This is a genomic window from Pseudomonas sp. Leaf59 (assembly GCF_920984685.1).
In the GTDB taxonomy this organism is placed as follows: Bacteria; Pseudomonadota; Gammaproteobacteria; order Pseudomonadales; family Pseudomonadaceae; genus Aquipseudomonas.
Genome location: NZ_CAKLBR010000001.1, coordinates 274960 through 299500 on the forward strand (window position 1 = coordinate 274960; position 24541 = coordinate 299500).

Below are 24541 nucleotides of genomic sequence, written 5' to 3' on the forward strand. Positions count from 1 at the left end.
GTGTATCCGAGCACACCGGACGGTCGCTATTTTGTGGTCAAGGGCACGTTGTGGCGGTGCAGCAACCCGTCGCTGCCTGACGACGTCAGGCAACAGCTGGTCAATCAATTGATGGCCGCACGGCGCGCGGTGAAGGCCGCCAATGCCTCGGGCGATCCCCATGAGCTGAAGGCCGCGAGGGCCAGGGTTCACGAGGCCAAGGTCGCGCTCGGCGAACGCGGCCCGGTGTGGTGGGATGACGGAGCGCCGGACTTCAACCGGCACAAGGTCGGCAACACGCCCTATGCACCGTGGTATGCATCGCTGAATGCCTGAGGTGCCACCGGCCCCCCAGGCAACCTCATCACAGCATCGGTGTGCTGCTCACCACCCGCAACGCCAGCCCTTCATAGGCATCCAGCGTGATGGTGAACTCACCCTCGGCGGTCAAGTCACCCTCGACCCGCTCATTGATGATGTCCACCACCGGCCCCGGCGCAATATTGGGCAGGTGCAGGGTTTCCGTGATCGGCGTGGCGCCGAAGTTCAGCGCGGTGATCTGCGTGCCCTTGCCGGCCGGCAGTTCGTGGACCATCACCAGCAAGCCCGGGTGTTCGACGTCCGGCACCAGGATCTGGCGGCTCGCGGCAATATCATAGGCGCGGCGCACGCCGAGGATTTTTTGCAGTTGGGAGGCGAACGATTCCGGGTCCTGCAACTGGCTGTTCAAACTGCCGTACAGGGATTTGGAGCGCGGCATCTGCCCAGCCGACAGCTCGGCCTCGGGGTTCAGGTCCACCAGGTCGTAGGCGCCACGATGGATCCAGCGGGTGTCGCCGTCCTGCATCAGGTGGGCCACCTCATCGGCGGCCAACGGCAGCGCGCCCACCAGGTCCCAGCCGGACAACGCAAACACCCCGGGCTGCATGGCGTTGTACATCACCAGCAGCAAATGGATCTGGCGGATCTGCTGGACATCGGCCGGCGTGATCGCATCCAGGTCGCGAATGCCCAGCGCTGCCGTGATGATGCTGGCCGTGGTGCACGACACCCCATTGGTAACGAACTTGAGGTTGTACGGCGCATGCTCGCCGGTCAGACGCTCATACATCTGCTCGCGGATGTGCTCGCGCAGGATGTTGCCGGGAAAGGTCTGGCCCTGATACAGGAAGCTGTCGTGCGCGTGCAGGGTCCAGAAGTGCACCAGTTCCAGGGTCAGTTCATCGTGGTTTTGCAGCGCGTGAATCAGCGAGCCTGGGTCGATGCCCAGGCTGTGCATCTGGCGCAGCATCAGGCGCAGGAATTCCGCATCGCCCATCAGCAAGGCGTGCTGGTAGGCCGGTCGGGTGATGAAGTCGTAGGACAGGTCCGCACCGCCGTGGGACATTGACGCGATGTCGTCCACCGTGAGGTTCAATTCCTGGAAGCTGAAGCCGCCGGCCTTGCGAATCGCGCCGCCGAGCAACTGGTTGCCGGTGATCGACAGCGGATGGCTTTCCGACCAGGCGGTGCCGTCCAGCTTGCGCTCGACACCGAGGAAGCCGTTGGCATCCAGGCGCAGGATCTTCGCGCCCATCACGTCGATCGCGTGCAGGGCGTCGCCGATGATCATCTGCTGCGCGGCGAATGATGGGTCAAGCCAGTTGAGCGACGGCTGGCCTTCCTTGAAGTAATGCAGGTACACCCAGCGCCGGGGTTTGCCGTCGACGCCCAATACTACCGGCGTGGCGCTCCAGTCGGTTTCCTTGACACCGGGCTCGAAGAAGATCACCCGTTGCAGTTGGCCAACGATGTAGTGCTTGTCGCGCAGGGCATCCACCTGCAGCGGGCTGAGGTTTTGCGCATCACGCCCTTCGGCGACATCGGGCAGCAGGGGCCAGTCTTCTTCGCGGATTTCCACCATGTGGTAGAGCCCCGGATAATCCTCGTAGGCCATCTCGGCCAGGCGAAAATCCGCGCCCTTGCCGGTGTGCGACGGGATCACGTCGTCGATGATCACTGCGTTGTGCGCGGCGGCCATGCGCGTCAGCGCCTGTAACTGCGCCTCGGTGCCCAGCTGCGGGTCGATGTCGAAGCTGATGCGGTCGAAGTTGCCATCGATAGTCGGCGTATGGCGGGTACCGGACAAACCACCGGACTTTTTCAGCGGGCCGTTGTGAATGCCCTGGATGCCGATTTTCGACAGCGCATGCCACAGCGCTTCATCGCCCAGGGCTTCCAGCACGGTGCCGTCTTCGCGGGTGACGATCGAGGCCGGGTACGCGGTGAACCACACCGACGACAAGGCGGAAGCATCACGCGGCCGCGTCTGCGCGTAAGGCTGCTGCCACAACCGGCCCTGCCCCGAATACAGCCGGGCGCGCTGGCGCGCCGCATGCAGCATCGATTGTTCTACCAGCCAGTTCACATGATCCTTGTCTGCCGCCGTCATAAGCCCACTACCTGTCTCGTGAAAGGTTATTCGTAAACATAGGAGGGGCAACGGCGCCTATTCGTTGCATCGCGATACCCAACACCCGGGATTCTGCGCACAGGCGCGCAAAAAAAAGCCCGGCGGCACCGTAACGGTGCGACCGGGCAAAGCAAGCGACCCTTTTAAAACCGTGGTTTCACGCTTGTCCACTCAGGCTGATAGCGCTGCATCTGTTTCACGTCGTCGCGCTGGCGAATGCCGCAACTCAAGTACTGGTCATGGAGCTTGCCCAGTTGATCGTGGTCCAGTTCGAGCCCCAGCCCAGGTGCGCGGGTGATTGTCACGCAGCCGTCGACAATCGGCACCTTGCCACCCTTGATCACCTCCTCGTCCGGTTCCTGCCACGGGTAATGGGTGTCGCAGGCGTAATCGAGATTGGGCACTGCAGCGGCAACATGGGCCATGGCCATCAGGCTGATGCCCAGGTGCGAGTTGGAGTGCATCGACACGCCCAGGCCAAAGGTGTCACACATCTTGGCCAGCACCTGGGTATCGCGCAGCCCACCCCAATAGTGGTGGTCGGCCAGCACGATCTGCACGCTGTCTTGCGCTACGCTGCGGCGAAATTCGTCGAAGTCGGTGACCACCATATTGGTGGCCAGGGGCAGTCCGGTGCGGGCGTGCAGCTCGGCCATGCCGTCCAGGCCTGGCGTCGGGTCTTCGTAATATTGCAGGTCATCGCCGAGCAGCTGTGCCATACGCACCGAGGTTGCCAGGGACCAGTTGCCATTCGGGTCGATGCGCAGCGGAACCCCCGGGAACGCCTCCTTCAGGGCTTTAATGCAGGCCACTTCGTGTTCGGGGTCCAGGGCGCCGGCCTTGAGCTTGATGCTTTTGAAACCGTGGCTTTCGATCATCCGCCGCGCCTGGGCGACGATCTGTGGCGCGCTCAGCGCCTCGCCCCAGCTGTCTGGCTTGTAGGGCGAATCGACGTGCCGGGCGTATTTGAAAAACAGGTAGGCGCTGAAGGGGATGCGGTCGCGGATCGCCCCGCCGAGCAAGTCAACCAGCGGCACATTCAGCGCGTGGGCCTGCACGTCGAGGAAGGCCACCTCAAAGGCCGAGTAGGCATTGCTCACCGCCTTGCTGGCATGGGAGCCCGGCGCCAGCTCGGCGCCGGGCAGGCTGGTGGTCTTTTGCGCAGCCACGGTGGTCTGCACGATGGCGCGCAGCTGGTTGAGCTGGAACGGATCAAGGCCGATGAGCTGTGGCGCGACCTGCTGCTGAATCGCCAGCGCCGGTGCATCGCCATAGCTTTCACCCAGCCCGATATAGCCAGTGTCGCTCTCGATTTCGATGATCGAGCGCAACGCGAAGGGTTCATGAATACCGCTGGCGTTCAGCAGTGGTGGATCGCGGAAGGCAATCGGGGTGACGCTGACACGGATGATTTTCAAGAGATAGCTCCCTGTTGGCCTGAACGCAAGGTGTGATGAGAATCGCGAGGTTGGCTGACGACCGGTTCGACGGGTGCCGTGCTGGCGGGTACGCCGCTGCGTGGCGCAGTGCGGGCAAAAAACACCACCACTGCCGCTATCAGCGAGGTTGCCGCCAGGCCATACAGCCCGCCCTGGATGGAGCCGGTGGTCTGCTCGAGAAAGCCAAAGGTGGTCGGCGCGACGAATCCGCCCAGGTTGCCGACCGAGTTGATCAACGCGATCACCGCCGCAGCGATGCGTGCATCCAGGTAGCCCTGGGGAATCGGCCAGAACAACGCCGAGGCCGCCTTGAAACCAATCGCGGCAAAACAGATGGCGACAAATGCAAACACCGGCCCGCCCGTGGTGGACATGAACATGCCGAACGCGGCGATCACCAGCATCAGCGATACCCAGGCCTGCTGGTGTTTCCACTTGCTGGCCAGAGCAGCAAAGCCGTACATGGCGACGATGGAAATCAACCACGGAATCGAGTTGAACAGGCCGACCTGAAAGTCGCCGAGGCTGCCCATCTGTTTGATCATGCTCGGCAGCCAGAAGGTCGCGCCGTAAATGGTCAGGGCAATGGAGAAGTAGATAAAGCAGAACAACGCGATCTGTTTATCGGCCAGCAATTTGAACATCGACGGCCGGCTGACCTGCGCCGCCTCACGCGCCAATTGCTCAAGCGCAATGGCGCCGACCAGCGCCTGCTTTTCTTCGTCGCTGAGCCACGTGGCCTGACGGGGATGGGATTGCAGCCAGAACCACACAAACCCGCAGAGCACGATGGAGGCAAAACCTTCAATAAGGAACATCCACTGCCAGCCATGCAGGCTAAAGCCGCTCACACTCAGCAGCGCGCCTGACACCGGACCGGAAATCACTGAGGCGATGGCCGAACCGCTGAGGAAGATCGCCATGGCCTTGCCGCGCTCGCTGGCTGGCAACCACTGAGTGAAATAATAAATGATGCCCGGGAAAAACCCGGCTTCGGCGGCGCCGAGGACAAAGCGCAGCACATAGAAACTGGTCTCGCCCTGCACAAAGGCCATGGCCATGGCAGCCGCGCCCCAGGTGAACATGATGCGAGTCAGCCAGGCACGGGCCCCGTAGCGCTGCAACAGCAGATTGGACGGTACTTCGAACAGCGCGTAGCCGATGAAGAACAAACCCGCGCCCAGGCCATAGGCCGCGGCGCCAATGCCCAGATCGGTTTCCAGATGGCTGCGCACAAAGCCGATATTGACCCGGTCGATGTAGTTGACGATGAACATCACCACAAACAGCGGCAGGACATGGCGCTTGACCTTGGCCGCCGCACGGGCGAGCACAGTTGGGTCGGGCGAACTCTGGACGGTATTCAAGGGCGACTCCCGTTGATTTATTTTTTTAGGGACGTCGGGATGATGGACGCTGGGCATTGATCCCGTCTAATCTAACTTGGCATTCGATTGATACCTGGATTAGATCAATGTTCGAACTGACTCAGTTGCGCTGCTTTACCACGGTGGCTACCGAACTCAATTTCCGGCGTGCTGCGGAGCGGTTGAACATGACCCAGCCGCCGCTGAGCCGGCAGATCCAGTTGCTGGAGCATCACCTCGGAGTGGAACTGTTCACCCGAACCACCCGCAGCGTTACGCTCACCGCCGCAGGCCGGGCTTTTTTCGTCGAGGCGCAGAACCTGCTCGAGCGGGCCCAGCAAGCTGCCGTGACCGCACGGCGCTTTGCCGAAGGGGATATCGGCACGGTGAACATCAGTTTCGTGGGCAGCGCGGTGTATGAGTTTCTGCCCAAGGTCATCGCCGAAGCGCGGCTCAAGCAGCCCCATGTGCGCATTGATCTGGCCGAGATGAACACCTATCAACAGCACGAAGCCCTGCGCGCCCGCCGCATTGACCTGGGTATCGTGCGCGCGCCCCTGCTCGAGCCCGGCTACGCCACCGAATGCCTGGTGCGCGAACCCTTCGTGCTGGCTGTGCATTGCAGGCATCCACTGGCCCAGGCCGAGCACGTCTCGGTGCAGGACCTGGATGCGCAGCCCTTCCTGATGTACGCCCACTCGGCCTATCCGCCATTCAACGAGCTGCTTACGGGCATGCTGCGCTCAGCCCGCGTGGCGCCGGAATACGTGCAATGGCTGGGTTCTTCCCTGACCATTCTGGCGCTGGTCAACGCCGGCATGGGCCTGGCCCTGGTGCCCCGTTGTGCCAGCAGTGTGGTGTTCAAGAACGTGGTCTTTCGCGAAATCGATCTTGGCGAAGGTGTGCAGAGCGAACTGCACCTGATCTGGCGCGAACACAATGACAATCCGGCGTTTGCCATGCTGCTTGAGGCTATTCGCAAGGCGGTGCATGGCGGTTGGGAAAGTGGTCATTGATCGTGCTCACGCAGCATAAATGACGGTTTGCGCAAGGTCGGCCGACAGGGGTTGCCGGGTAAAGTAGATATCGCCGTCATCGGTATGAATTTCGTAATCCACTTTGCGCGCCGAAGGCACTGCCGGGCCGGCATGCTTGATGATTTTGCGCACGCGCTGGAATTTCACCCCCAGGGTGCCGTTCTGGACAGGGCCGGTGAGCACGTTGACACTTTGAAACCAGCCATCGTCGCGTTTGCTGGCCAACAGCGCATTGGCCATCGCCTCAAACCGCTCCAGGCGGGTGAACCCCCACAGTGTCGGCGCTTCGATGGCTTCGCCTTGACCGGCCGCACCGGTAAACACGAATAGATTGATCGTCGGATTGTCTTCGCAGAAGAAGTCATAAGGCAGCAGCCCGTCGATCATTTTCCGCCCTGAAACAAACCCCTTTTTATGCACCTGAAACATCGCTGCCTCTACTCAATCAATGGCTTTGCCGAGCGCAGAGTCTAAAGAGGTGGCAGGTTCAGAGCCGTCAAGCGAGTGTAATTTCGCGTAAAGACCGCGCCCTCGGCAAACTGATTTCCACGGTCAATCCGCCCTCCTGCTCATTGCGCGCCACGATACTGCCCTGGTGCATTTCCAGGGCACTGTGGGCAATCGCAAAACCCAGGCCAAAGCCGACGCTGGTGTCGCCACCGCCGCGTTCAAACGGCTGAAAGATGCTCTGCAGCCGGGTCTCGTCAACCCCCGGCCCCTGATCGGTGATGCGTACCCACAGATACGCCCCATCGTCACTGAGCCGGGTAGATACCTGCACCGTAGTATTCGGCCGGGTATAGCGCACGGCGTTGCGTATCACGTTCTCGAAACAGCGGTACATCAGCTCGCCATTCACGCAGGCGATAAAAGGCGGCCCGCCCTGCAACTGCACCTGACAGCCTTTGATGTCCGCCTCGAATTGCGCATCCTCAACGATCATCGCCAGCAATTCGCTGATGTCGAACGGTTCGCGCTCGATGCTCTCGGGCCGCCCTTGCAGGCGCGCCAGCGTCAGCAACGCTTCGATCAGGGCATCCATGCGCTCGGATTCGCGCTCGATGCGCTCAAGCATGTCCACACGCTCGCTGTCCTGACGCAACAGCCCGATGGCCGCGCGCATGCGCGTCAGCGGTGAACGCAGCTCATGGGAAATATCGTGAAGCAATCTGTGCTGGGCTTGCACCAGCAACTTGAGCTGGTTGGCCATGCGGTCGCATTCGCCAGCCAGGTCGGCGATTTCGTCGCGACGCTTGCCCATCATCGGTTTGACGCGAACATCGAAACGCCCCTGGGCCACCTCGCCCATCGCACGACGCAAACTGGCCAGGGGCCACGCCAGGTAGTAGGCCAGAAACCCGCTGAACAGTGCGCTCATCAAGGTGCCGATGATCAGCGGCACCTGCAGGCGGGGGCCGCCGTGCTCATAGCTGATCGGGTGGGTGGAGCGCAGCGACAGAATGAGACCTTCCTTGCTGATCACCGTCTGCTCATAGGCCGGCGACAGCACTGCGGAGCCGGCCAGCAGTTGCCCGGCATTGTCATACACGCCGATTGCCTGATCGGGCGGACGTCGCCAGGTCGCCAGCAGCTCGGCTCCAGACTCAACGCCGAACTGGCGCAGCAGCGCGGCCTCGCTGGCCAGGATAACTTTCAAATTGGGGTCGTCCGGCTCGAATGTTTCTACCTCATGCACCCCGACCCCGGCAAAAAAGGTCAGGCTCGTCGCCAGCCAGAACGCCAGGAACAGCTTCCAGAACAGCCGGCTGGGTTTCATCATTCGGCAATCAACTGATAGCCAAGACCGCGTACGCTCTGGATCCATGCCTTGCCGTCGCTGCGCGGCCCCAGCTTCTGGCGAATGCTGCTGATGTGCACGTCGATACGCCGGTCATAGCGTTTGAGCGGCCCCCCCAGGGCATTGAGCGACAGATCGGTCTTGTTCACCACCTGACCCGCGCATTTGGCCAGTTCCTCCAGCAGGCTGAACTCGGTGCTGGTCACACCCAGCTCACGGCCACGCCACCGGGCTTCGCGCTTGGCCGGCCACAACACCAGCTCACCGGTGCGGATGACGTCTGCCGTCGGACGATCCGCCGGCTGCACCCGCCGCATGATGGCACGCAGACGCGCCACCAGCTCTCCGGGAGAGCTGGGCTTGGGCACGTAGTCGTCCGCGCCCAGCTCAAGGCCGGCAATACGGTCGATATTGTCGCCACGGGCGGTGAGCAGCACGATCGGCACCTGGCTGACGGCGCGGATACGCCGCAGCACCTCTATCCCGGACACCTGCGGCAACATCACGTCCAGCACCACGATGCTATAGCGGCCCGACAGCGCCTGCTCCTCACCCTCCTCGCCGGTAGGCACGGCGGTCGCGTCGAAACCTTCACGCGCCAGGTACTGCCTGAGCATTTCGGTGAGGTCTTCATCGTCATCAACCAACAGTACTGAAATCATCGCCAGCTCCCCGGTCAGGGTGCGCACATTATCGGTTTTCGCTGACCAGCGTCATGACGTCATTCCAACCTTTACCTAACTTGACACTGGGTTAACCGCACCATACCCACCGCGCTCTTATGCTGCCGCGTCGATGTGTTCTGGAAAGATTTTGATGATTTCTTCGCGCTTGCTCTGCACGGTTGCGCTATTGCTTGATATTTCATTGCTACAGGCCCAAACCCTGACGATTGCGGATATCCGTATCAACGGCCTGCAAAGGGTCTCGGCTGGCAGCGTTTTCGGTGCACTGCCACTAAACATAGGTGAGGAAGCGGACGCCCGCCAACTGGCGCAGGCCACCCGCGCGCTGTTCAAGACCGGATTGTTTCAGGACATCCAGCTGGCACGGGAAAACGATGTGCTGATCATCAATGTGGTGGAGCGCCCGACGGTTTCCAGCATCACGATTGAAGGTAACAAAGCCATCGCAACCGACGATCTGTTGAAAGGCATGAAACAGGCCGGGCTGGGCGAAGGCGAGATTTTCCAGCGTGCCACCCTCGAAGGCCTGCGCAACGAGCTGGCGCGCCAGTACGTTGCCCAGGGCCGCTACTCGGCGTCGGTCGATGCCCAGGTAATCACCCTGCCACGCAACCGGGTCGAGCTCAAAGTCACGATAGATGAAGGCGCCGTCGCCGCCATCAGTCATATCAACGTGGTCGGCAACACGGTATTCAGCGACGAAGAACTCGCCGATCAATTCACCCTGAAAACCAGCAACTGGCTGTCGTTCTTCAGGAACGATGACAAATACGCCCGCGAGAAGCTCTCCGGCGACCTTGAACGGCTTCGCTCCTACTATCTGGACCGTGGCTATATCAACATGGATATCAGCTCGACGCAGGTCTCCCTCACGCCAGACAAAAAGCATGTCTACATTACCGTCAACATTCAGGAGGGCCGCCGCTACCGGGTGCGCGACGTCACACTCAGCGGTGACCTGAAAATCCCGGAAGACCAGGTACAGTCACTGCTGCTGGTGCGCAGGGGCCAGGTATTTTCACGACAACTGATGACCACAACGGTTGAGCTGATCACACGCCGCCTCGGCAATGACGGCTACACATTCGCCAACGTCAATGGCGTACCCCAGGTGCACGAGGACGATCACACGGTGAGCCTGGTGTTTGTTATCGACCCCGGCAAGCGTGCCTACGTGAATCGCATCAATTTTCGCGGCAATACCAAGACCCAGGATCAGGTGCTGCGCCGCGAAATGCGCCAGATGGAAGGAGGATGGGCATCCACTTTCCTCATCGACCAGTCCAAGGTACGTCTTGAGCGCCTGGGCTTCTTCAAGGAGGTCAATGTCGAGACGCCGCCAGTGCCGGGCACCGATGACCAGCTGGATGTGAACTACAGTGTGGAGGAGCAATCGTCCGGTTCAATCACCGCCAGTGTCGGCTTCGCCCAGAGCGCCGGGCTGATCCTGAGCGGGTCGATCAGCCAGCGCAACTTCCTCGGCAGCGGGAATTACGCCAGCCTGGGCTTGACCCGCTCCACCTACCAGAGCAAATACAACCTGGGCTTTACAGATCCGTACTTCACCAAGGACGGGGTCAGCCTGGGTTACAACGGTTTTTACAGCAAGACCGATTACAACAATTACTACGACAACGGACGCTCCTATTACGCGCTCAACAGTTTTGGCCTGGGCGCGAAAATCGGCTACCCGATCAGCGAAACTTCACGTTTGAGTTTCGGCCTTACGGCACAACGTGACAGTATCGAGCCGGGCACCTACAGCGCCGATGAAATCTATGAGTTCATTGGCCGAGAGGGCAAGGCGTTCACCAACTTCAAGGCTGAACTTGGCTGGTAGGAATCGACCCTGAACAAAGGCATCCTCGCCACACGCGGGCACTCGCAGAGCCTGAACATGACGGTGACAGTGCCCGGCAGCGACCTCAGCTTCTACAAGCTCGACTATACCGGCCAGACGTTCGTGCCGCTGAGCACTGACACCGCCCTGCGCCTGCATACCAAGCTCGGCTACGCCAATGGCTACGGTTCCACCGATGGCCTGCCCTTCTATGAAAACTACACCGCCGGCGGCGAAGGCTCAGTGCGCGGCTTCAAAAGCGGTACGCTAGGGCCCCGCAACACGCCCGCGACCGGAGCCTATTCCCGCCAGGGGCAGGCGTACTACACCGACCGTGACCGCGATGCGCTGGGCGGCAACGTCCTGATCACGGGCGGCATGGAATACCTGTTCCCCATACCCTTCGTCAAAGACACCAAATCCTTGCGCACTTCCGTGTTCTGGGACGTGGGCAGCGTCTACGCGGATAAATGCTACGTCAGCACCACCCAGGGATGCGGCACTATCGGGCTGGGTCAACTGGCCAGCTCGGTAGGTGTCGGCGTGACCTGGTACAGCCCGTTGGGCCCATTGAGCGTCAATCTGGCCTATCCGATTCGCACCCCTGAAAATGCAGATACACAGATATTCCAGTTCTCCCTGGGCCAGAGTTTCTGAGTGCACGCACACCTGAAATTTCACTCCGAGGCCTGTCGATACTGCCTCGGGGTGAAGCCGGTGGAGGATTTGAACTGGCGGGTAAATGCACTGTGATCGGTGTACCCACACTGCAACGCCACCTCGGTAATCGGCAGCTCGGAATGCAGCAACAGTCGATGAGCATGCTCCAGGCGCACCTTCTGGATCATCTGCCGGGGCGTAAGCTGGAACACGCGCTTGCAGTAGCGCTCCAGCTGCGCCACGGAAATTCCGGCGATGCGCGTCAGTTCCACAAGGGTTACACGGCGGTGAAAATGTGCGCGAATGTATTCGTCGACCGCCGCCAACCGCTGGTAGGCCGGGTGGGATTCGCTCGCCGACTGCAGATCGACCGAAATACCCGCCAGGCCAATGATCTGGCCGACATCGTTGTACAGCGGCCATTTGTGAGTGAGGCACCAGCCGGGCTCGCGAGTGCCGTAGAGGTGCAATTCGAGCTGGTCTTCAAGCACAACGCCGGCTTGCAATACGCGCCGATCCTGCTCGGTATAGCCGGGGCCCAGTTGCGCGGGAAACACTTCTGCGCTGGTCTTGCCCAACAGCGGCTGCAGCTGCCTGAGGCCGCAACGCTGCACCAGCGTGCGGTTGGCGAGCACGTAGCGGGCATCGCTGTCCTTGATGAAGATCGTCGCATTGGGGATCACATCCAGCAGCGGTAACAGTTGCGCCACGCCAGCCAGCAAGTGCTCGATGCTCTGGGGGCGACAGCCCTGGATAAGGTTCGCAAACGCGCTGTGCATCATGAATCTGACCGCCCCTTCATACGTCGAAGTCCAGCAGATTGCCCCATGCCTAAGGCGCTGTCGAGCACGGCCATTGTGCCGAAATCGTCATCCACAGTTGCGCAAAACATCAATCAGCATGCGGCCGACCCGTTCAGGCTAGGCCAGTCACAAGAAGACGCGGCCATGACTTCTCCCGGCAACGTGCACTGACGGAGCGCTCCATGAAACGATTGCATGTCATCGACTCCCACACCGGCGGCGAACCCACGCGCCTGGTCCTCAACGGCTTTCCTGCACTGGCCGGTACCACCATGGCCGCCCAGCTCGAAAACCTGCGCGCACACCATGATCAATGGCGCCGCGCCTGCCTGCTGGAGCCGCGCGGCAACGATGTGCTGGTGGGCGCGCTGTATTGCCAGCCGGTAACGCCAGGTGCCACCTGCGGGGTGATCTTCTTCAACAATGCCGGTTACCTCGGCATGTGCGGCCACGGCACGATCGGCCTGGTAGCCTCTTTGCATTTTCTCGGCCATATCGGCCCGGGCGACCACCTCATCGACACGCCGGTCGGGAGCGTAACCGCCACGCTGCACACCAACGGCGCCGTTACTCTGCGCAATGTGCCCGCCTGGCGCTACCGCAAACAGGTTGCGGTGCAGGTACCTGGCCATGGCGTGGTACATGGCGATATCGCCTGGGGCGGCAACTGGTTTTTCCTGGTCTCGGACCACGGCCAGGCGTTGCACATGAGCCATGTCGACGCGCTCAGCGACTACACCTGGACGCTGCTCAAGGCTCTCCAGGATCAGGGCATTCACGGCGCGGAAGGTGCGCTGATCGACCATGTCGAATTGTTCGCCGATGACGCCCAGGCTGACAGCCGCAACTTCGTCATGTGCCCAGGCAAAGCCTACGACCGCTCGCCCTGCGGCACCGGCACCAGCGCCAAGCTCGCCTGCCTGGCCGCCGACGGGAAACTCGCCGAAGGCGACATCTGGTTACAGGCCGGTATTACCGGCAGCCAATTCAAAGGCCGTTATGAATGGGATGGTGAACAGGTGCGGCCCTTCATCACCGGCCGCGCCTACGTGACCGCCGACAGCGTACTGCTGATCGACGAGCAGGACCCTTTTGCCTGGGGCATCTGCGCCCCGACCCTATTCGTCTGACACAAGGAGTTGCGACAATGACCCAGAACATCTTCAGCGGCTGCATCCCTGCCCTCATGACGCCCTGCACCCCCGCGCGCACGCCCGACTTCGACGCGCTGGTCGCCAAAGGCCGCGAGCTGATCGATATCGGCATGAGCGCCGTGGTGTACTGCGGCTCGATGGGCGACTGGCCGCTGCTCACCGACGCCCAGCGTCAGGAAGGCGTGGCGCGCCTGGTGGCCGCGGGGGTGCCAACCATTGTCGGCACTGGCGCGGTGAACAGTCGTGAGGCCGTGGCCCATGCAGCGCATGCCGCCAAGGTCGGCGCCCAGGGCCTGATGGTGATTCCCCGCGTACTCTCCCGAGGCGGATCCGCTACCGCGCAAAAGGCCCACTTCGCAGCGATCCTCAATGCAGCGCCGAACCTGCCGGCGGTGATCTACAACAGCCCCTATTACGGTTTCGCAACGCGTGCCGAGCTGTTCTTCGAGCTGCGCCGCCAGCACCCGAACCTGATCGGCTTCAAGGAATTCGGCGGCGCCGCCGACCTGCGCTACGCCGCCGAGAACATCACGTCCCAGGACGACGACGTGACCCTGATGGTCGGCGTCGACACCCAAGTGGTGCATGGCTTCGTCAATTGCAACGCCACCGGGGCCATCACCGGCGTCGGCAACGCGTTGCCACGGGAAGTGCTGCAACTGGTGGCGCTGAGCCAGAAGGCCGCCCTGGGCGACGCCAAGGCCGCTCGCCTGGCCCGCGAGCTGGAAACAGCGCTGGCGGTGCTGTCTTCCTTCGATGAAGGCTGCGACCTGGTGCTGTATTACAAGCACCTGATGGTGCTCAACGGGGACCAGGGTTACGCGCTGCACTTCAACGAGACCGATGAGCTCAGCGATGCCCAGCGGCGCTATGCCGAGCAGCAATACACATTGTTCCGCAACTGGTATGCCAATTGGACGGCCGAGGTGTTGGTGTAGGAGCGAACAGGCCATGTGCGATCACCCCCCGCCAGACATCACTGTCGTCGGCGCCGGCATCATCGGTGTTGCCTGTGCTCTGCAACTCTCGCGGCAAGGACGCCAGGTGCTGGTGATCGACGCGCAGGAACCGGGCATGGGCGCCTCGTACGGCAACGCCGGCCATCTTGCGACCGAGCAGGTATTTCCGATCGCCGACCTGGCGATCCTCAAACGCCTGCCCGCGATGCTGCTGGACCCCACGGGCCCGCTGCGCCTGGACTGGAAATACCTGCCCCGCGCCCTGCCCTGGTTCGCCCGGCTGCTGCTCAACCTGCGGCCGGACGCCTATCGACGCACAGTGGCAGGTCTTCGGGCCCTGAATGAAGGCAGCCTGGACGCCTGGCGCCGCCTGCTTGAGTCCATCGGACAGCCACAACTGCTGCGCAACGACGGCTCGTTGCTGGTATTCGAGCGAGCCGATTCGCGAAACGCCATCGATGCCTTGCAACAGCGCATGCAGCAACACGGCGTACCGGTGACCTTCTGGCCGGGCGATGCGGTCCGGGCGGGTGCGCCGCAGTTGAGTGAGCGCATCCAGGGCGGTTTGTTTTTTCCGGGCACCGGGCACTTTATCGATCCCTACACGGTGGTGCATGCTCTGGTTAATGCTGCCAAGGCCAACGGTGTACGTTTTATCCAGCGCAAGGTACTCGATGGACGGATTGAAGGCGATGGCGTCACGCTGGCGACCGACCAGGGAACCCTCACCGCACGGCAGGTCCTGATTGCCTGCGGCGCCCACTCCGCCAAACTGACGGAGGCCCTGACCGGCAAGAAAGTCCCGCTGGACACGGAACGCGGCTACCACCTGATGCTGCCCCACGAGCACGGCAGGCTGCCGTTGGCGGTCACCTCGCTGGAGCGCAAGTTCATCATGACCCCCATGAGCGGCGGCCTGCGCCTGGCCGGCACGGTGGAATTCGCCGGACTGGACCGCCCCGCCAACATGGAACGCGCATGGCAACTGTACCGTCTGAGCCAGGGCCTGTTCCGCAAAGACTTGAACCGCCACAACGCGACCCCCTGGATGGGGTTTCGGCCGTCCCTGCCGGACTCGCTGCCGATCATTGATCAAGTCTGTGGGGGCAAGGTGCTGCTCGCGTTCGGTCACCAGCATCTGGGGCTGACCCAGGCCGCGGTGACAGCACAGATGATTGGGCAAATGCTGTCTCATCAAAACGTCCCGCAATGGGCGTCGTATCGTCTTTCACGGTTCTGAGGGATTAAAAATCAGGATCAAATCCTGGAAGCGGGTCTTTCTGTGGCAAGCCCCAATGCCGTTCAGTCAAACGCAGATTCCCTGTAGGAGCGTCGGTGCGACTTACCCGCGAAAGCGGTGGGTCAGTCAACATCAATGTTTTCTGGGCCGACGCCTTCGCAGGCAGGTCGAATCGGCGCACCGCAGCTCCCACATTTGATCGCGTCCCCCCCATACCGGTCGGCTCTCAGGCCGCCGCGCTCTTGATCTGGGGCGCCCCGTCAACCACGCTGGCCGAATGCAGGCTTGAATCCGTGGGTAACCCGGCAGGACGCCGGGTTAGCCGCCCCGCGCCATGGATGGCGCGTGGCGGCGGCCCACGGATTCAAGCCTGTATTCGGGCACACCGAGCCTAGGCGAGGTGCCGAGTGGTGGGGCGGAGGCTTTTTGGTTACTTTTGTGCCTTTACAAAAGTGACCCGCCGTAAGGGCGGAACCCTAGGCCGCCGTTACCGCAGGAACGGATATGTACACCGTCACACAGCTATCGGGAGCAAGCCCCCTCCCACATTTGGACCCAGTGAAATTCGCAACCAGAGTCCTTCTACAGTAGGCCTGCCCTACTTCACCAACCGCTTCTCCTTGGAGGGGCGATATCCGAAATACGCGCTGTAACACTTGCTGAAATGACTCGGCGATACAAACCCGCACGCCACCAGCACATCCACCTGTGACAACTCGGTGTGCTGCAACAAGCGTCGCGCCTCGGTGACGCGCAGTTCCATGTAATAGCGATGCGGCGTGGTGCCCAATTGCTCCTTGAACAGCCGTTCGAGCTGACGCCGGGAACGCCCGGCGTAAACGGCCAGTTGGTCGAGTTCGAGGGGTTCCTCAAGGTTGGCGTCCATCAACTTCACCACTTCGCGCAGGGGCGCGCTGACGCAGACGTTTTCGGTCGGTTTGATGCGCCGATAGCGTGACTCCTCGAACGCCAGAATATCTTCGATACCTTCAACCAGCGCCTTGCCATGCAGGCTCTTGATCCAGTCCAGCGCCATATGGAAGGCGCCCGAAGGGCTGGAGGCGGTGAGCCGGTCGCGGTCGATCACGAAGGGTTCGCTGGTGACCTGGGCCGCCTTGGACACTTCCGCAAGTGCCGGCCGGTGCTCCGGGTGGATTGCGCAGCGATAACCCTGCAACAACCCGGCGCGTCCCAGAAACCAGGAGCCATTCCACAACCCGGCGAGACTGATGCCTTGTTCGGCGGCGCTGCGCAGCAGATGGGTGAAGTCTTCGCTGGCCTTGAGCTCGGTGCGAAAGCCGCCGCAGATCACCAGCAGGTCCAGGTCATGCAACGCCGCCGCATCAAGCACAGCGTCGGGGCGAATCACCAGGCCCAGGTCACTGATGACTTCGCCCTCACCCCAGCCGAAGGTGCGCGAGGCGAACAACTCGGGGCGCAGCAGGTTGGCGGTGACCAGGGTATCGAGGGTCTGGGTGAATGCCGGCAGGGAAAAGTGTTCAAGCAACAGAAAGCCGACGCGAGCGACCGAGGCCAACTGCCCGGGATTTTCGTTGAGGTAACGCAGGTTCTTGCCTTTCATGCCGCCGCTGAATTGACGTCTTTCCATCGCAGGGTTGGCCCACTTTTATTGTTGATTGCGTGGGCGCCATCTTAGGGGCAAATCGGCTGGCTGTCTCAACCGGTGGGTAAACAGTCACCTCTTGCAAGCCCTTGCCTCATTCGACAAATCGCAATCTGATACGGTTTTATATTCGCCAGCTGCCTCTGTACCGAAAACGCCTGCAGAGGGACAATGGCGCCAACCCGACATTTCTGTCGCCCAACTTCTCGGAGGCTTCATGACCAAGATGGCACTTTTTCTGTTCGGTTTTCTGGTACTGACCATTGGTATCGGCCTACTGGCGACGATATCGCCGGTCTAAGGTTCATCGACCTCTGCCCCATGCGTGTCTTCGCTGTGCAAAAGTACGGCGCACAAAGCAGCTCCCCAAGCGTCATTCCATTCGATTGAGGGCGAAAGATTTCCAGCAAAGCGCTTTCGGCCATCAAAACGCCATAATCTCTGCTATTGTCCAAAGACCTCATCTCCTCATCATCGCCCCCAAGCGATCTTCCGTGGAGCATGCTCTGCGACATCGGCGTTTTCGGTGTCGGCCCTCAATAGCATGGAACGCCCAAGCGATGGATACACCGCCACCCACACCGTCGCAATCGCGCGCCGAAAAGATCGTCGAATTCAAACGTCAGAAAACCCTGCTCAAGACCGGCGCGCTGCAGGATGCCATTTTCAACAGCGCGTATTTCTCCAGTATCGCCACCGATGAAAAAGGCGTGATCCAGATCTTCAACGTCGGTGCCGAACGCATGCTCGGCTATGCCGCCGCCGACGTGGTCAACCGCATCACCCCTGCCGACATCTCTGACCCGGCCGAGCTGATCACTCGCGCCGCCGCGCTCAGCCTGGAGCTCGACACACCCATCACACCAGGGTTCGAGGCGCTGGTGTTCAAGGCCTCGCGGGGTATCGAAGACATTTACGAGCTGACGTATATCCGCAAGGATGGCAGTCGCTTGTCAGCCATGGTCTCGGTGACAGCGTTACGCAACCGCAATGACATGATCATCGGCTACCTGTTGATCGGCACCGACAACACCGCGCGCAAGCAGGAAGAAGCCGAGCGCAAAGGCTTCGAACGCGCCCTCGAAGAAAAGAACCTGGAGCTGGAACACGCCAGCCACATGAAGTCCGAATTCCTCGCCACCATGTCCCATGAGTTGCGCACGCCGTTGAACGCGGTGATCGGCTTTTCCGAAGCCCTCAAGGATGGGCTGGTGGGCGACATGAGCGACACCCAGCGTGAATACATCGGCGACATTTTTACCAGCGGCCAGCACTTGCTGTCGCTGATCAATGACATTCTCGACCTGTCCAAAGTCGAGGCCGGGATGATGGACCTGGAGCTGGAAGCCGTTGAACTGTCGGGCTTGCTCGCCAACAGTCTGTTGATCGTGCGCGAAAAAGCCGCGCTGCAGCGTATCCAGTTGAAACTCGACAGCCCGGACGACTTCGGCTGGCTCGAGCTGGACCTGCGCAAGACCAAACAGATCGTCTACAACCTGCTGGCCAACGCGGTCAAATTCAGCGAGCACGGCAGCTCGGTGACCCTGGCCGTGCGCGAAGTCAGCCGCGATCAGGTCGGTCTGGTGCCCGGCGACTGGCCAGTGCACAACTTTGCGTTGCCGCCCGGCTCGCACACACAGTTTCTCGAACTGAGCGTCAGCGATACCGGCATCGGTATCGCCAGGGACGACATGGGCAAGCTGTTCAAGGCCTTCAGCCAGATCGACAGCAGCCTGGCGCGCAAATTCGAAGGCACAGGTCTTGGCCTGGCGATGGTCAAGCAGTTGACCGACCTGCATGGCGGCAGCGTCGCCGTGGCCAGCCGCGAAGGCCTCGGTGCGCGCTTTGTGGTGTGGCTGCCGCTGCACCGAACTCTGGAGGCCACATGGCCGCAATCCTGATCGTCGAAGACAACGAAGCCAACATGCGCCTGGCTCGTCTGCTGCTGGTGAATGCCGGCCACAGCGTGTTGTGGGCCGCCGACGCCGAAAGCGGCCTGACCATGGCGCGCGAGCTACAACCGGTGCTGATTCTGATGGACATTCAACTGCCTGGCATGGACGGCCTGGCGGCAACACGCTTGCTCAAGCAAGACCCACATACCGCGCACATCCCGGTGATCGCCCTCACCGCCATGGCCATGAAAGAGGACCGGGAAAAAACCCGCCTGGCCGGCTGCGACGCCTATGTGATCAAACCCCTGCGCTACAAGGAGCTGTACCAGGTGATCGACACCCTGCTGAACCCGTCCATTACACCTCTAGCATGAGTCCTCTCCATGGCCAGCTCACCTGCAACGCTGTTGATCGTTGATGACGACGCTCATATACGCAAACTCCTGGAAACCCTGCTGCACCACGAGGGCTACCTGACCCTGAGCGCCGCCAGCGGTGAAGAGGCCTTGCACCTGATAGCCAGCACCCCGCCCGACCTGGTGTTGCTGGACGTCATGATGCCCGGCATGGACGGCTACGAAGTGGCCAGCCAGCTCAAGGGCAATCCCGTCACCGCGAATATCCCGATCATCATGCTCTCGGCGCTCAGCGAATCCGAGGCACGGGTCAACGGCCTGCAAAGCGGTGCCGAGGAGTTCATCACCAAGCCGGTGGAGCGCCTGGAGCTGTGGCTGCGGGTGCGCAATCTGCTGCGACTGAAGGCCCACAGCGATCAGCTCAGACAGCACAATCTGATGCTCGAACAGCAGTTGCTGAAACACACCAGTCCAAACGCGCAGATGAACGTGCATGACCTGGCCCGCCAGGACCTGGAATACGCCCTGCGTGCAGCGGTTGAACGCAATGAGTTCGCCCTGCACTACCAGCCCAAGGTCGAGCTGGCCAACGGCGAAGTCTGTGCCCTGGAGGCCTTGCTGCGCTGGGATCGGCCTGGCTATGGCCCGGTCTCACCTGCCGTGTTTGTTCCTGTACTGGAAGACCTTGGCCTGATCGTGCCGGTGGGCCGCTGGGTGATCGAGCGCGTCTGCCAACAGATCGCCACGTGGCAGTTCAACGGCATAGGCGCGGTGGAGGTGTCGGTCAACGTGTCCGGTCATCAATTGATTGAGGGTGACCTGATCGCCGATATCGAGCGCACCCTGGTCACCACCGGAGTGGAGGCACACTGGCTGGAGGTGGAGCTCACCGAGAGCTCACTGATGGAAAACACCGAGCACACCATCGCCGCCCTGCAACGCTTGCGCGCCATGGGGGTGAAAATCTCCATCGACGACTTCGGCACGGGCTACTCAAGCCTGGCGTACCTGCGACGGTTTCCCATCGATACGTTGAAGATCGATATCGCGTTCATCCGTGAGGTCACCACCAACCCGCAGGATGCGGCAATCACGCGCACCATCATCGAACTGGCCCACAGCCTGAACCTGCGGGTGGTCGCCGAGGGCGTCGAGACCCAGGCGCAGTTGACGTTCCTGAAAGAGGCCGGCTGCGACCAGATTCAGGGGTATCTGTTCAGCCGACCGTTGCCGGTGGAGACGCTGGAGCGGTTATTGCTGGATAGAATGAAGTAAGCCTACGCAGCCCGATCAGGTGAGCGGCCTCGTCACAGGAATGAGCTCGCCTGAAACCACGCATGGCTGAATCGAAACACAATGTCATCTAATGCACGATAGCGCGAGGGAATCAATAACGTGACCGGGGCAACAGAAGGTTAGTAGCCTCTCAGCCCAAAAAAGGCCTCTTCATGCAACGTGTCTCCACTCTCACCCCAGCGTTCAATCAGCCATTACCTGCCCTGCCAACCGCCTCCGGGCAACCACTTTCCAGACAACAGCGCGACGCCCAGGCGCCACCCGAATCTGGCACTTCCCGCGCCGACGGCGACCGCGAACTGGCCATGCAATACCGCAACGCGCTCCTTGTTGCCGCCCAAAGCAGCACCACGCCCACCATCAATCACGTGCCGCCCCACTCCACCTTCGGCCAGTGGTGGGGCCAACTACGTGACGCGTTCCAGTCCACCGCTGTGCGCCAGTGGATTCAAGACCACGGTATCAACCGCAGCTCGATCACGCTCGACCCACAGACGGGCGAAATCGCCTTCATGGTCAAGGGAAAACCGCACAAGGCAGGGCAAGACGATGCTCATTGGCGCGCAGTCAGCGGGCCCATTATCGAAGCTGCGCGTTTACTCGAAGTGGGAACCGCCTTCAAGCCACCTGTCACCCAGGTCGATGAACCGGTTCCGTGGTGGATCGTCGGACGTTTTTATCAAGAGCCCAACGGGTCGACACCGTTCGAAAGGCGTCAACGCGCGCAGACCATCGAGCGCGATCAGAACTTCAGGCCACTCGACCCGAACACACGCCGAGCGTTGATCAGCGCGCGTAGTGAAGATGCACTCTTCGAGCAGAAAGCAGCGCTGGCCGATATCCATACCCGCCACGTTGCCGCCTCCACGCTGCAATACGTGGCGAACACCGTGAAAAATGGCATCGACTATCACGGGCAGATTGAAAACGAGTTAAAGAAGCACGTTTATCTCTCTGAACACGCCTCCTACTATCCGGATAGAACCGGCAAAACGAACCGGGTCAGCCTTGTGAAATTGCTCAAGGACCACGGCTGGGACATTCCAACGAATCACCAGCAGTTAGAGAACCTGGCGACCGCACTGGCAACGCCTGCCCTCACCTCACCCATCCATGGCAACCTGGGGGGCGCACTGGCCTGGCCCGAACCCCTTGAGCAGGACAGACAGCGTCAACTCAAGCAGGTTATCCACTCAGCTCGACTCGGCACTGTGAGGGTATTTCACGATGACACCGTTCTCACTCATTTGCTGCGCGACAGGCCTGTTTCCCCGCAAGAGCTGCGCGATCCGCGGCGGCTGCTCAATGACTTGCTCAGGTCCCCCAAGGGCAAGGCATTGGGCGAAGCGCTTCAAGCCTTTTTTGAGCAGCTCGCCATCAAGGGCAGCCCCAGCGACTGGCTGCTGGCAGCCCTGAACCTGGAGAGCAGCAGCGACATCGAAGGCGTGACGACTCACTCCCCGCAGCCCCATATCGAGGGCTTCCCACTGGTCACCGCGCAAAACGCCGACAAGACACCCTCAATCATCGTCAAGGAGCTGGCTGAATACCTGCTCGCCAACGGCAAAGCCGAATCCGCCGAGACGGCAACCATCAGGGCTCACCTGCAACTGGCCAGACTAGCGCCACAGTTTCTGGTCAACGACATCCCCAAACAAGTGAAAGTAGGTGCTCATAGCTGGGTCAGCTTCACCACAGCGGTTGCCCGTATCGAAGCGAAAGCACCTGGAACAACGGCAGGGATGAGCTATGCGCAGATCATGCTGCATGCCAGCGCTGCGCCGATTAACGATCACGAGCGTCAGGTCGAGTACGCCGCCCAGCAAGACGCGATCAAGGACTGGGCTGTTGCAAATGGCTTGGGCTATCCGGTAACCGAAAGCGCGCTGACCGAAGTGTGTAACGCATTCAACAACCAGATTGGCGAACTGCGCGAAGCCGCAGAAACGCAAGTCCCGCAAATGCCGACAGCCAGCGCCCTTGCCTTGGAGCAATTGAAAAAAGCGCTGCCGGACATGGACCCGAAACTGTTCGAAGCGAAATGCATTGAGCTCGAACCCTCCAACAAGGACTTCCCAGGCCCTTACTCGATACTGGATCTGTTTATCGATGGCCGCTTCCTGCGACAAGCGCCGGATGGAAATTTAACGGTTGGGCTGTTTTGGCTGAAATTCATACCCGGGGTGATATCAATACCGATTGGCGACGACTTTACTCGCGGCACCTGGAACGCGTTGTCAAAAGGAATCGACATCAAGGCGGTACTGGAAAAAATCAAGGATTTGCCCTCCCCGCGGCAGCTTTTCGAAACGGCATTTACCGATTACGCCAACGCGGTGAAGAAGACGACTGCGGCGCAAATAAAAACCCTGGTTTCAAACCTGCCACTGGAAGACCGGCAGAATCTTGAGTTTGGAAAAATAACCGTCCGTACGGAAATCGACTACTGGCGAAACGATCATCCCCTACCCGTTGAAAAAGGCACTGTACTGGTCGAAACCGTGCGCAACGGTACATCTGTTACTTATGCAATCAATCGACTGAAGGGCACCATCACCCAACTACCAGGCAAGGTCTACAAGGAGCGCCAGCCCACCGACAGTTGGCATCCTTCCAAAGGAAAAAGATACGACGTCATAACGCCCGGTGGTGAGTATCCCTCCAGATTGACGGATGAAAAAAAAGGTGAACACGGCACACCCTACAGCTACGCCAGTGACAGAACCCGCTACCTTGCCGAGGCTGTCATCGCAGACATGGAACTGCCTGCGATAAAGCGCTACGCCAAAGGTGCGACAACCTTTGAAACGCAAGTGCCCACTTACCGCATCATCGAAGAGATTGCGCTCAACCTGATCCCGTTCCGGTCGGCGATCAAGCATTTCATCGAGGGCAAAACGCTCGAAGGTTTCGTTGACCTGGCGTTCGATATCTTTGGCTTCGCGGTCGGCCTTGGCGCCGCGGCCAAGGTCACGAAAGCCCTGTCAGTTGGAGCCTCGGCACTGTCCAAAATCGCCCGTGCGGGCAAGATCCTCGGCCGTGCAGCGGTAGGCACGCTCAATCCTCTGAGCGGTCTGGATGACCTGGCCCGGGGGGCTATCAACCTCGCTCGCCGGGGCGTTTCCCGCGCGGAAAAGCTACTGGCAGGGTTGACGAAAGTTGATGTGGCCGCACTGGCGAAAAAACCCAATATCGCCCAAGGCACACTCAAGGGGGTCAATGGCGCAAGTGATGTCGGGGCACTGGCGAAATTGGACGAAGCGACCGGTCAATGGCATGCCATCAACCCAGCCACGCAAAAACCCTTCGGGCCGCCGCTAGAGAACTTTCAGGCCAAGGTGATTTCCAGCGGTGAACTCTGCGAAAACATGAAGACGTTGTATAAAAAACTGGATAAGAGCACCCAACTGGACATTTGTTATGCGACTGCGTTACGCGCCGCCCAGGCCGACAGAAAGATCACTGACACGGCGTTCAAGGTGATCGTTCCCGAAGTACTCAATGGCGGATCACAGACCTATAACCGCATGATGCAAATCCGTCCGGACACTCTGAAAAGCAGCTTTAATGCAGCCGACATTACCGAATCAGGCATCGTTACCTTTGTCAGCCGGCGCGGCTATAACAAGGACAAAATCGTGCACGCCGCCTATATTCAAAAAGCCCCCGACGGCCAATTGTACCTCTACCACTCCAACTCTCTGTCGCTGGACCACGCCTTAGGTGGCACCAGGCTGCAGCCTGCCACCGCAGGCACGGCTAACGTCTATACGTTGGGTCGGGAACAGCAGGCCGGCATTCAACGTTTCATGGATGACGGCGGCGGCTACGACATGGTGTTCACGCCTTCCAGCACCCTGGAGTCCAGCATCAGGCGTCGCGCCGCCTGAGCCTGCCTCATCCCTCAAAGTGAATGGAATCACTTTGAACCCGCACCCGGGCGCAGCCCTCCAACC

General features: G+C 60.7%; 17 protein-coding genes and 1 pseudogene. 10 read left to right on the forward strand and 8 right to left on the reverse strand.

Annotation, left to right across the window (positions count from 1 at the left end; translation table 11 throughout):
- Window positions 1-315, forward strand: a complete 315-nt coding sequence (locus tag LUB09_RS01095; protein ID WP_231421324.1) for a hypothetical protein — start codon at window positions 1-3, stop codon at window positions 313-315.
- Window positions 316-343: 28 nt separating this feature from the next.
- Here LUB09_RS01095 and treS read toward each other — a convergent pair whose 3' ends face one another.
- The 3 genes from treS to LUB09_RS01110 all read right to left on the reverse strand — a co-directional run bounded on the left by treS (window position 344) and on the right by LUB09_RS01110 (window position 5237).
- Window positions 344-2410, reverse strand: a complete 2067-nt coding sequence (treS, locus tag LUB09_RS01100) for a maltose alpha-D-glucosyltransferase (protein ID WP_231421325.1) — start codon at window positions 2408-2410, stop codon at window positions 344-346.
- Window positions 2411-2574: 164 nt separating this feature from the next.
- Window positions 2575-3849: a glucarate dehydratase family protein gene (locus LUB09_RS01105; RefSeq protein ID WP_231421326.1), complete on the reverse strand. Its 1275-nt coding sequence runs from the start codon at window positions 3847-3849 to the stop codon at window positions 2575-2577.
- A complete protein-coding gene (locus LUB09_RS01110) occupies window positions 3846-5237 on the reverse strand; it encodes an MFS transporter (protein WP_231421327.1) in 1392 nt (463 codons plus the stop codon). Before LUB09_RS01110 ends, LUB09_RS01105 begins: the two co-directional genes overlap by 4 nt.
- Window positions 5238-5344: 107 nt before the next feature.
- Here LUB09_RS01110 and LUB09_RS01115 point away from each other — a divergent pair, with 107 nt between their 5' ends.
- Window positions 5345-6253 (forward strand): LysR family transcriptional regulator, encoded by a 909-nt coding sequence (locus tag LUB09_RS01115; RefSeq protein WP_003230182.1) that lies wholly within the window; start codon window positions 5345-5347, stop codon window positions 6251-6253.
- Between the two features lie 6 nt (window positions 6254-6259).
- Here LUB09_RS01115 and LUB09_RS01120 read toward each other — a convergent pair whose 3' ends face one another.
- From LUB09_RS01120 to LUB09_RS01130, 3 genes are all read right to left on the reverse strand, one after another.
- Complete coding sequence (locus tag LUB09_RS01120; protein WP_231421328.1) at window positions 6260-6703, reverse strand: hypothetical protein; 444 nt, start codon at window positions 6701-6703, stop codon at window positions 6260-6262.
- 67 nt (window positions 6704-6770) lie between these two features.
- Window positions 6771-8054, reverse strand: a complete 1284-nt coding sequence (locus tag LUB09_RS01125) for an ATP-binding protein (RefSeq protein ID WP_231421329.1) — start codon at window positions 8052-8054, stop codon at window positions 6771-6773.
- A complete protein-coding gene (locus LUB09_RS01130) occupies window positions 8051-8734 on the reverse strand; it encodes a response regulator transcription factor (protein ID WP_231421330.1) in 684 nt (227 codons plus the stop codon). Before LUB09_RS01130 ends, LUB09_RS01125 begins: the two co-directional genes overlap by 4 nt.
- Window positions 8735-8888: 154 nt before the next feature.
- Between LUB09_RS01130 and bamA the strand changes: the two are divergent.
- Window positions 8889-11255: pseudogene (gene bamA / locus LUB09_RS01135) on the forward strand (outer membrane protein assembly factor BamA).
- A 20-nt stretch (window positions 11256-11275) separates the two neighbouring features.
- On the opposite strand, the gene LUB09_RS01140 reads toward bamA, so the two are convergent.
- On the reverse strand, window positions 11276-12040 hold the full coding sequence (locus LUB09_RS01140; RefSeq protein WP_209982147.1) for an AraC family transcriptional regulator: 765 nt from the start codon (window positions 12038-12040) through the stop codon (window positions 11276-11278).
- A 203-nt stretch (window positions 12041-12243) separates the two neighbouring features.
- On the opposite strand from LUB09_RS01140, the gene LUB09_RS01145 reads away from it, so the two are divergent.
- The 3 genes from LUB09_RS01145 to LUB09_RS01155 are packed head-to-tail and all read left to right on the forward strand — an operon-like array spanning window position 12244 to window position 15414.
- Window positions 12244-13191, forward strand: coding sequence for a 4-hydroxyproline epimerase (locus tag LUB09_RS01145; RefSeq protein ID WP_231421331.1), 948 nt, complete (start codon window positions 12244-12246; stop codon window positions 13189-13191).
- Between the two features lie 17 nt (window positions 13192-13208).
- Window positions 13209-14153 (forward strand): dihydrodipicolinate synthase family protein, encoded by a 945-nt coding sequence (locus LUB09_RS01150; protein ID WP_231421332.1) that lies wholly within the window; start codon window positions 13209-13211, stop codon window positions 14151-14153.
- A 13-nt stretch (window positions 14154-14166) separates the two neighbouring features.
- Window positions 14167-15414, forward strand: a complete 1248-nt coding sequence (locus LUB09_RS01155) for an NAD(P)/FAD-dependent oxidoreductase (RefSeq protein WP_231421333.1) — start codon at window positions 14167-14169, stop codon at window positions 15412-15414.
- Between the two features lie 598 nt (window positions 15415-16012).
- Here LUB09_RS01155 and LUB09_RS01160 read toward each other — a convergent pair.
- A complete protein-coding gene (locus tag LUB09_RS01160) occupies window positions 16013-16996 on the reverse strand; it encodes a GlxA family transcriptional regulator (protein WP_231421403.1) in 984 nt (327 codons plus the stop codon).
- 602 nt (window positions 16997-17598) lie between these two features.
- Here LUB09_RS01160 and LUB09_RS01165 point away from each other — a divergent pair.
- The 4 genes from LUB09_RS01165 (at window position 17599) to LUB09_RS01180 (ending at window position 24475) form a co-directional block, all read left to right on the forward strand.
- A complete protein-coding gene (locus LUB09_RS01165) occupies window positions 17599-18939 on the forward strand; it encodes a sensor histidine kinase (protein WP_231421334.1) in 1341 nt (446 codons plus the stop codon).
- A complete protein-coding gene (locus LUB09_RS01170) occupies window positions 18924-19307 on the forward strand; it encodes a response regulator (protein WP_231421335.1) in 384 nt (127 codons plus the stop codon). The genes LUB09_RS01165 and LUB09_RS01170 overlap by 16 nt, the downstream gene beginning before the upstream one ends.
- 9 nt (window positions 19308-19316) lie before the next feature.
- Window positions 19317-20564 carry a two-component system response regulator gene (locus LUB09_RS01175; RefSeq protein ID WP_209982161.1) on the forward strand — a complete coding sequence of 416 codons (1248 nt, stop codon included), beginning with the start codon at window positions 19317-19319 and terminating at the stop codon, window positions 20562-20564.
- 173 nt (window positions 20565-20737) lie between these two features.
- On the forward strand, window positions 20738-24475 hold the full coding sequence (locus LUB09_RS01180) for a hypothetical protein (RefSeq protein WP_231421336.1): 3738 nt from the start codon (window positions 20738-20740) through the stop codon (window positions 24473-24475).
- Window positions 24476-24541 lie beyond the last annotated feature (66 nt).

What these genes read in the sequence shown, in the direction of transcription:
- LUB09_RS01180 (WP_231421336.1), top strand. Translation starts at nt 20,738, where the DNA reads ATGCAACGTGTCTCCACTCTCACCCCAGCGTTCAATCAGCCATTACCT.
- LUB09_RS01140 (WP_209982147.1), bottom strand. Translation starts at nt 12,040, where the DNA reads ATGATGCACAGCGCGTTTGCGAACCTTATCCAGGGCTGTCGCCCCCAG.
- LUB09_RS01145 (WP_231421331.1), top strand. Translation starts at nt 12,244, where the DNA reads ATGAAACGATTGCATGTCATCGACTCCCACACCGGCGGCGAACCCACG.
- LUB09_RS01150 (WP_231421332.1), top strand. Translation starts at nt 13,209, where the DNA reads ATGACCCAGAACATCTTCAGCGGCTGCATCCCTGCCCTCATGACGCCC.
- LUB09_RS01130 (WP_231421330.1), bottom strand. Translation starts at nt 8,734, where the DNA reads ATGATTTCAGTACTGTTGGTTGATGACGATGAAGACCTCACCGAAATG.
- LUB09_RS01155 (WP_231421333.1), top strand. Translation starts at nt 14,167, where the DNA reads ATGTGCGATCACCCCCCGCCAGACATCACTGTCGTCGGCGCCGGCATC.
- LUB09_RS01125 (WP_231421329.1), bottom strand. Translation starts at nt 8,054, where the DNA reads ATGATGAAACCCAGCCGGCTGTTCTGGAAGCTGTTCCTGGCGTTCTGG.
- LUB09_RS01115 (WP_003230182.1), top strand. Translation starts at nt 5,345, where the DNA reads ATGTTCGAACTGACTCAGTTGCGCTGCTTTACCACGGTGGCTACCGAA.
- LUB09_RS01160 (WP_231421403.1), bottom strand. Translation starts at nt 16,996, where the DNA reads ATGAAAGGCAAGAACCTGCGTTACCTCAACGAAAATCCCGGGCAGTTG.
- LUB09_RS01165 (WP_231421334.1), top strand. Translation starts at nt 17,599, where the DNA reads ATGGATACACCGCCACCCACACCGTCGCAATCGCGCGCCGAAAAGATC.
- LUB09_RS01120 (WP_231421328.1), bottom strand. Translation starts at nt 6,703, where the DNA reads ATGTTTCAGGTGCATAAAAAGGGGTTTGTTTCAGGGCGGAAAATGATC.
- LUB09_RS01170 (WP_231421335.1), top strand. Translation starts at nt 18,924, where the DNA reads ATGGCCGCAATCCTGATCGTCGAAGACAACGAAGCCAACATGCGCCTG.
- LUB09_RS01175 (WP_209982161.1), top strand. Translation starts at nt 19,317, where the DNA reads ATGGCCAGCTCACCTGCAACGCTGTTGATCGTTGATGACGACGCTCAT.
- treS (WP_231421325.1), bottom strand. Translation starts at nt 2,410, where the DNA reads ATGACGGCGGCAGACAAGGATCATGTGAACTGGCTGGTAGAACAATCG.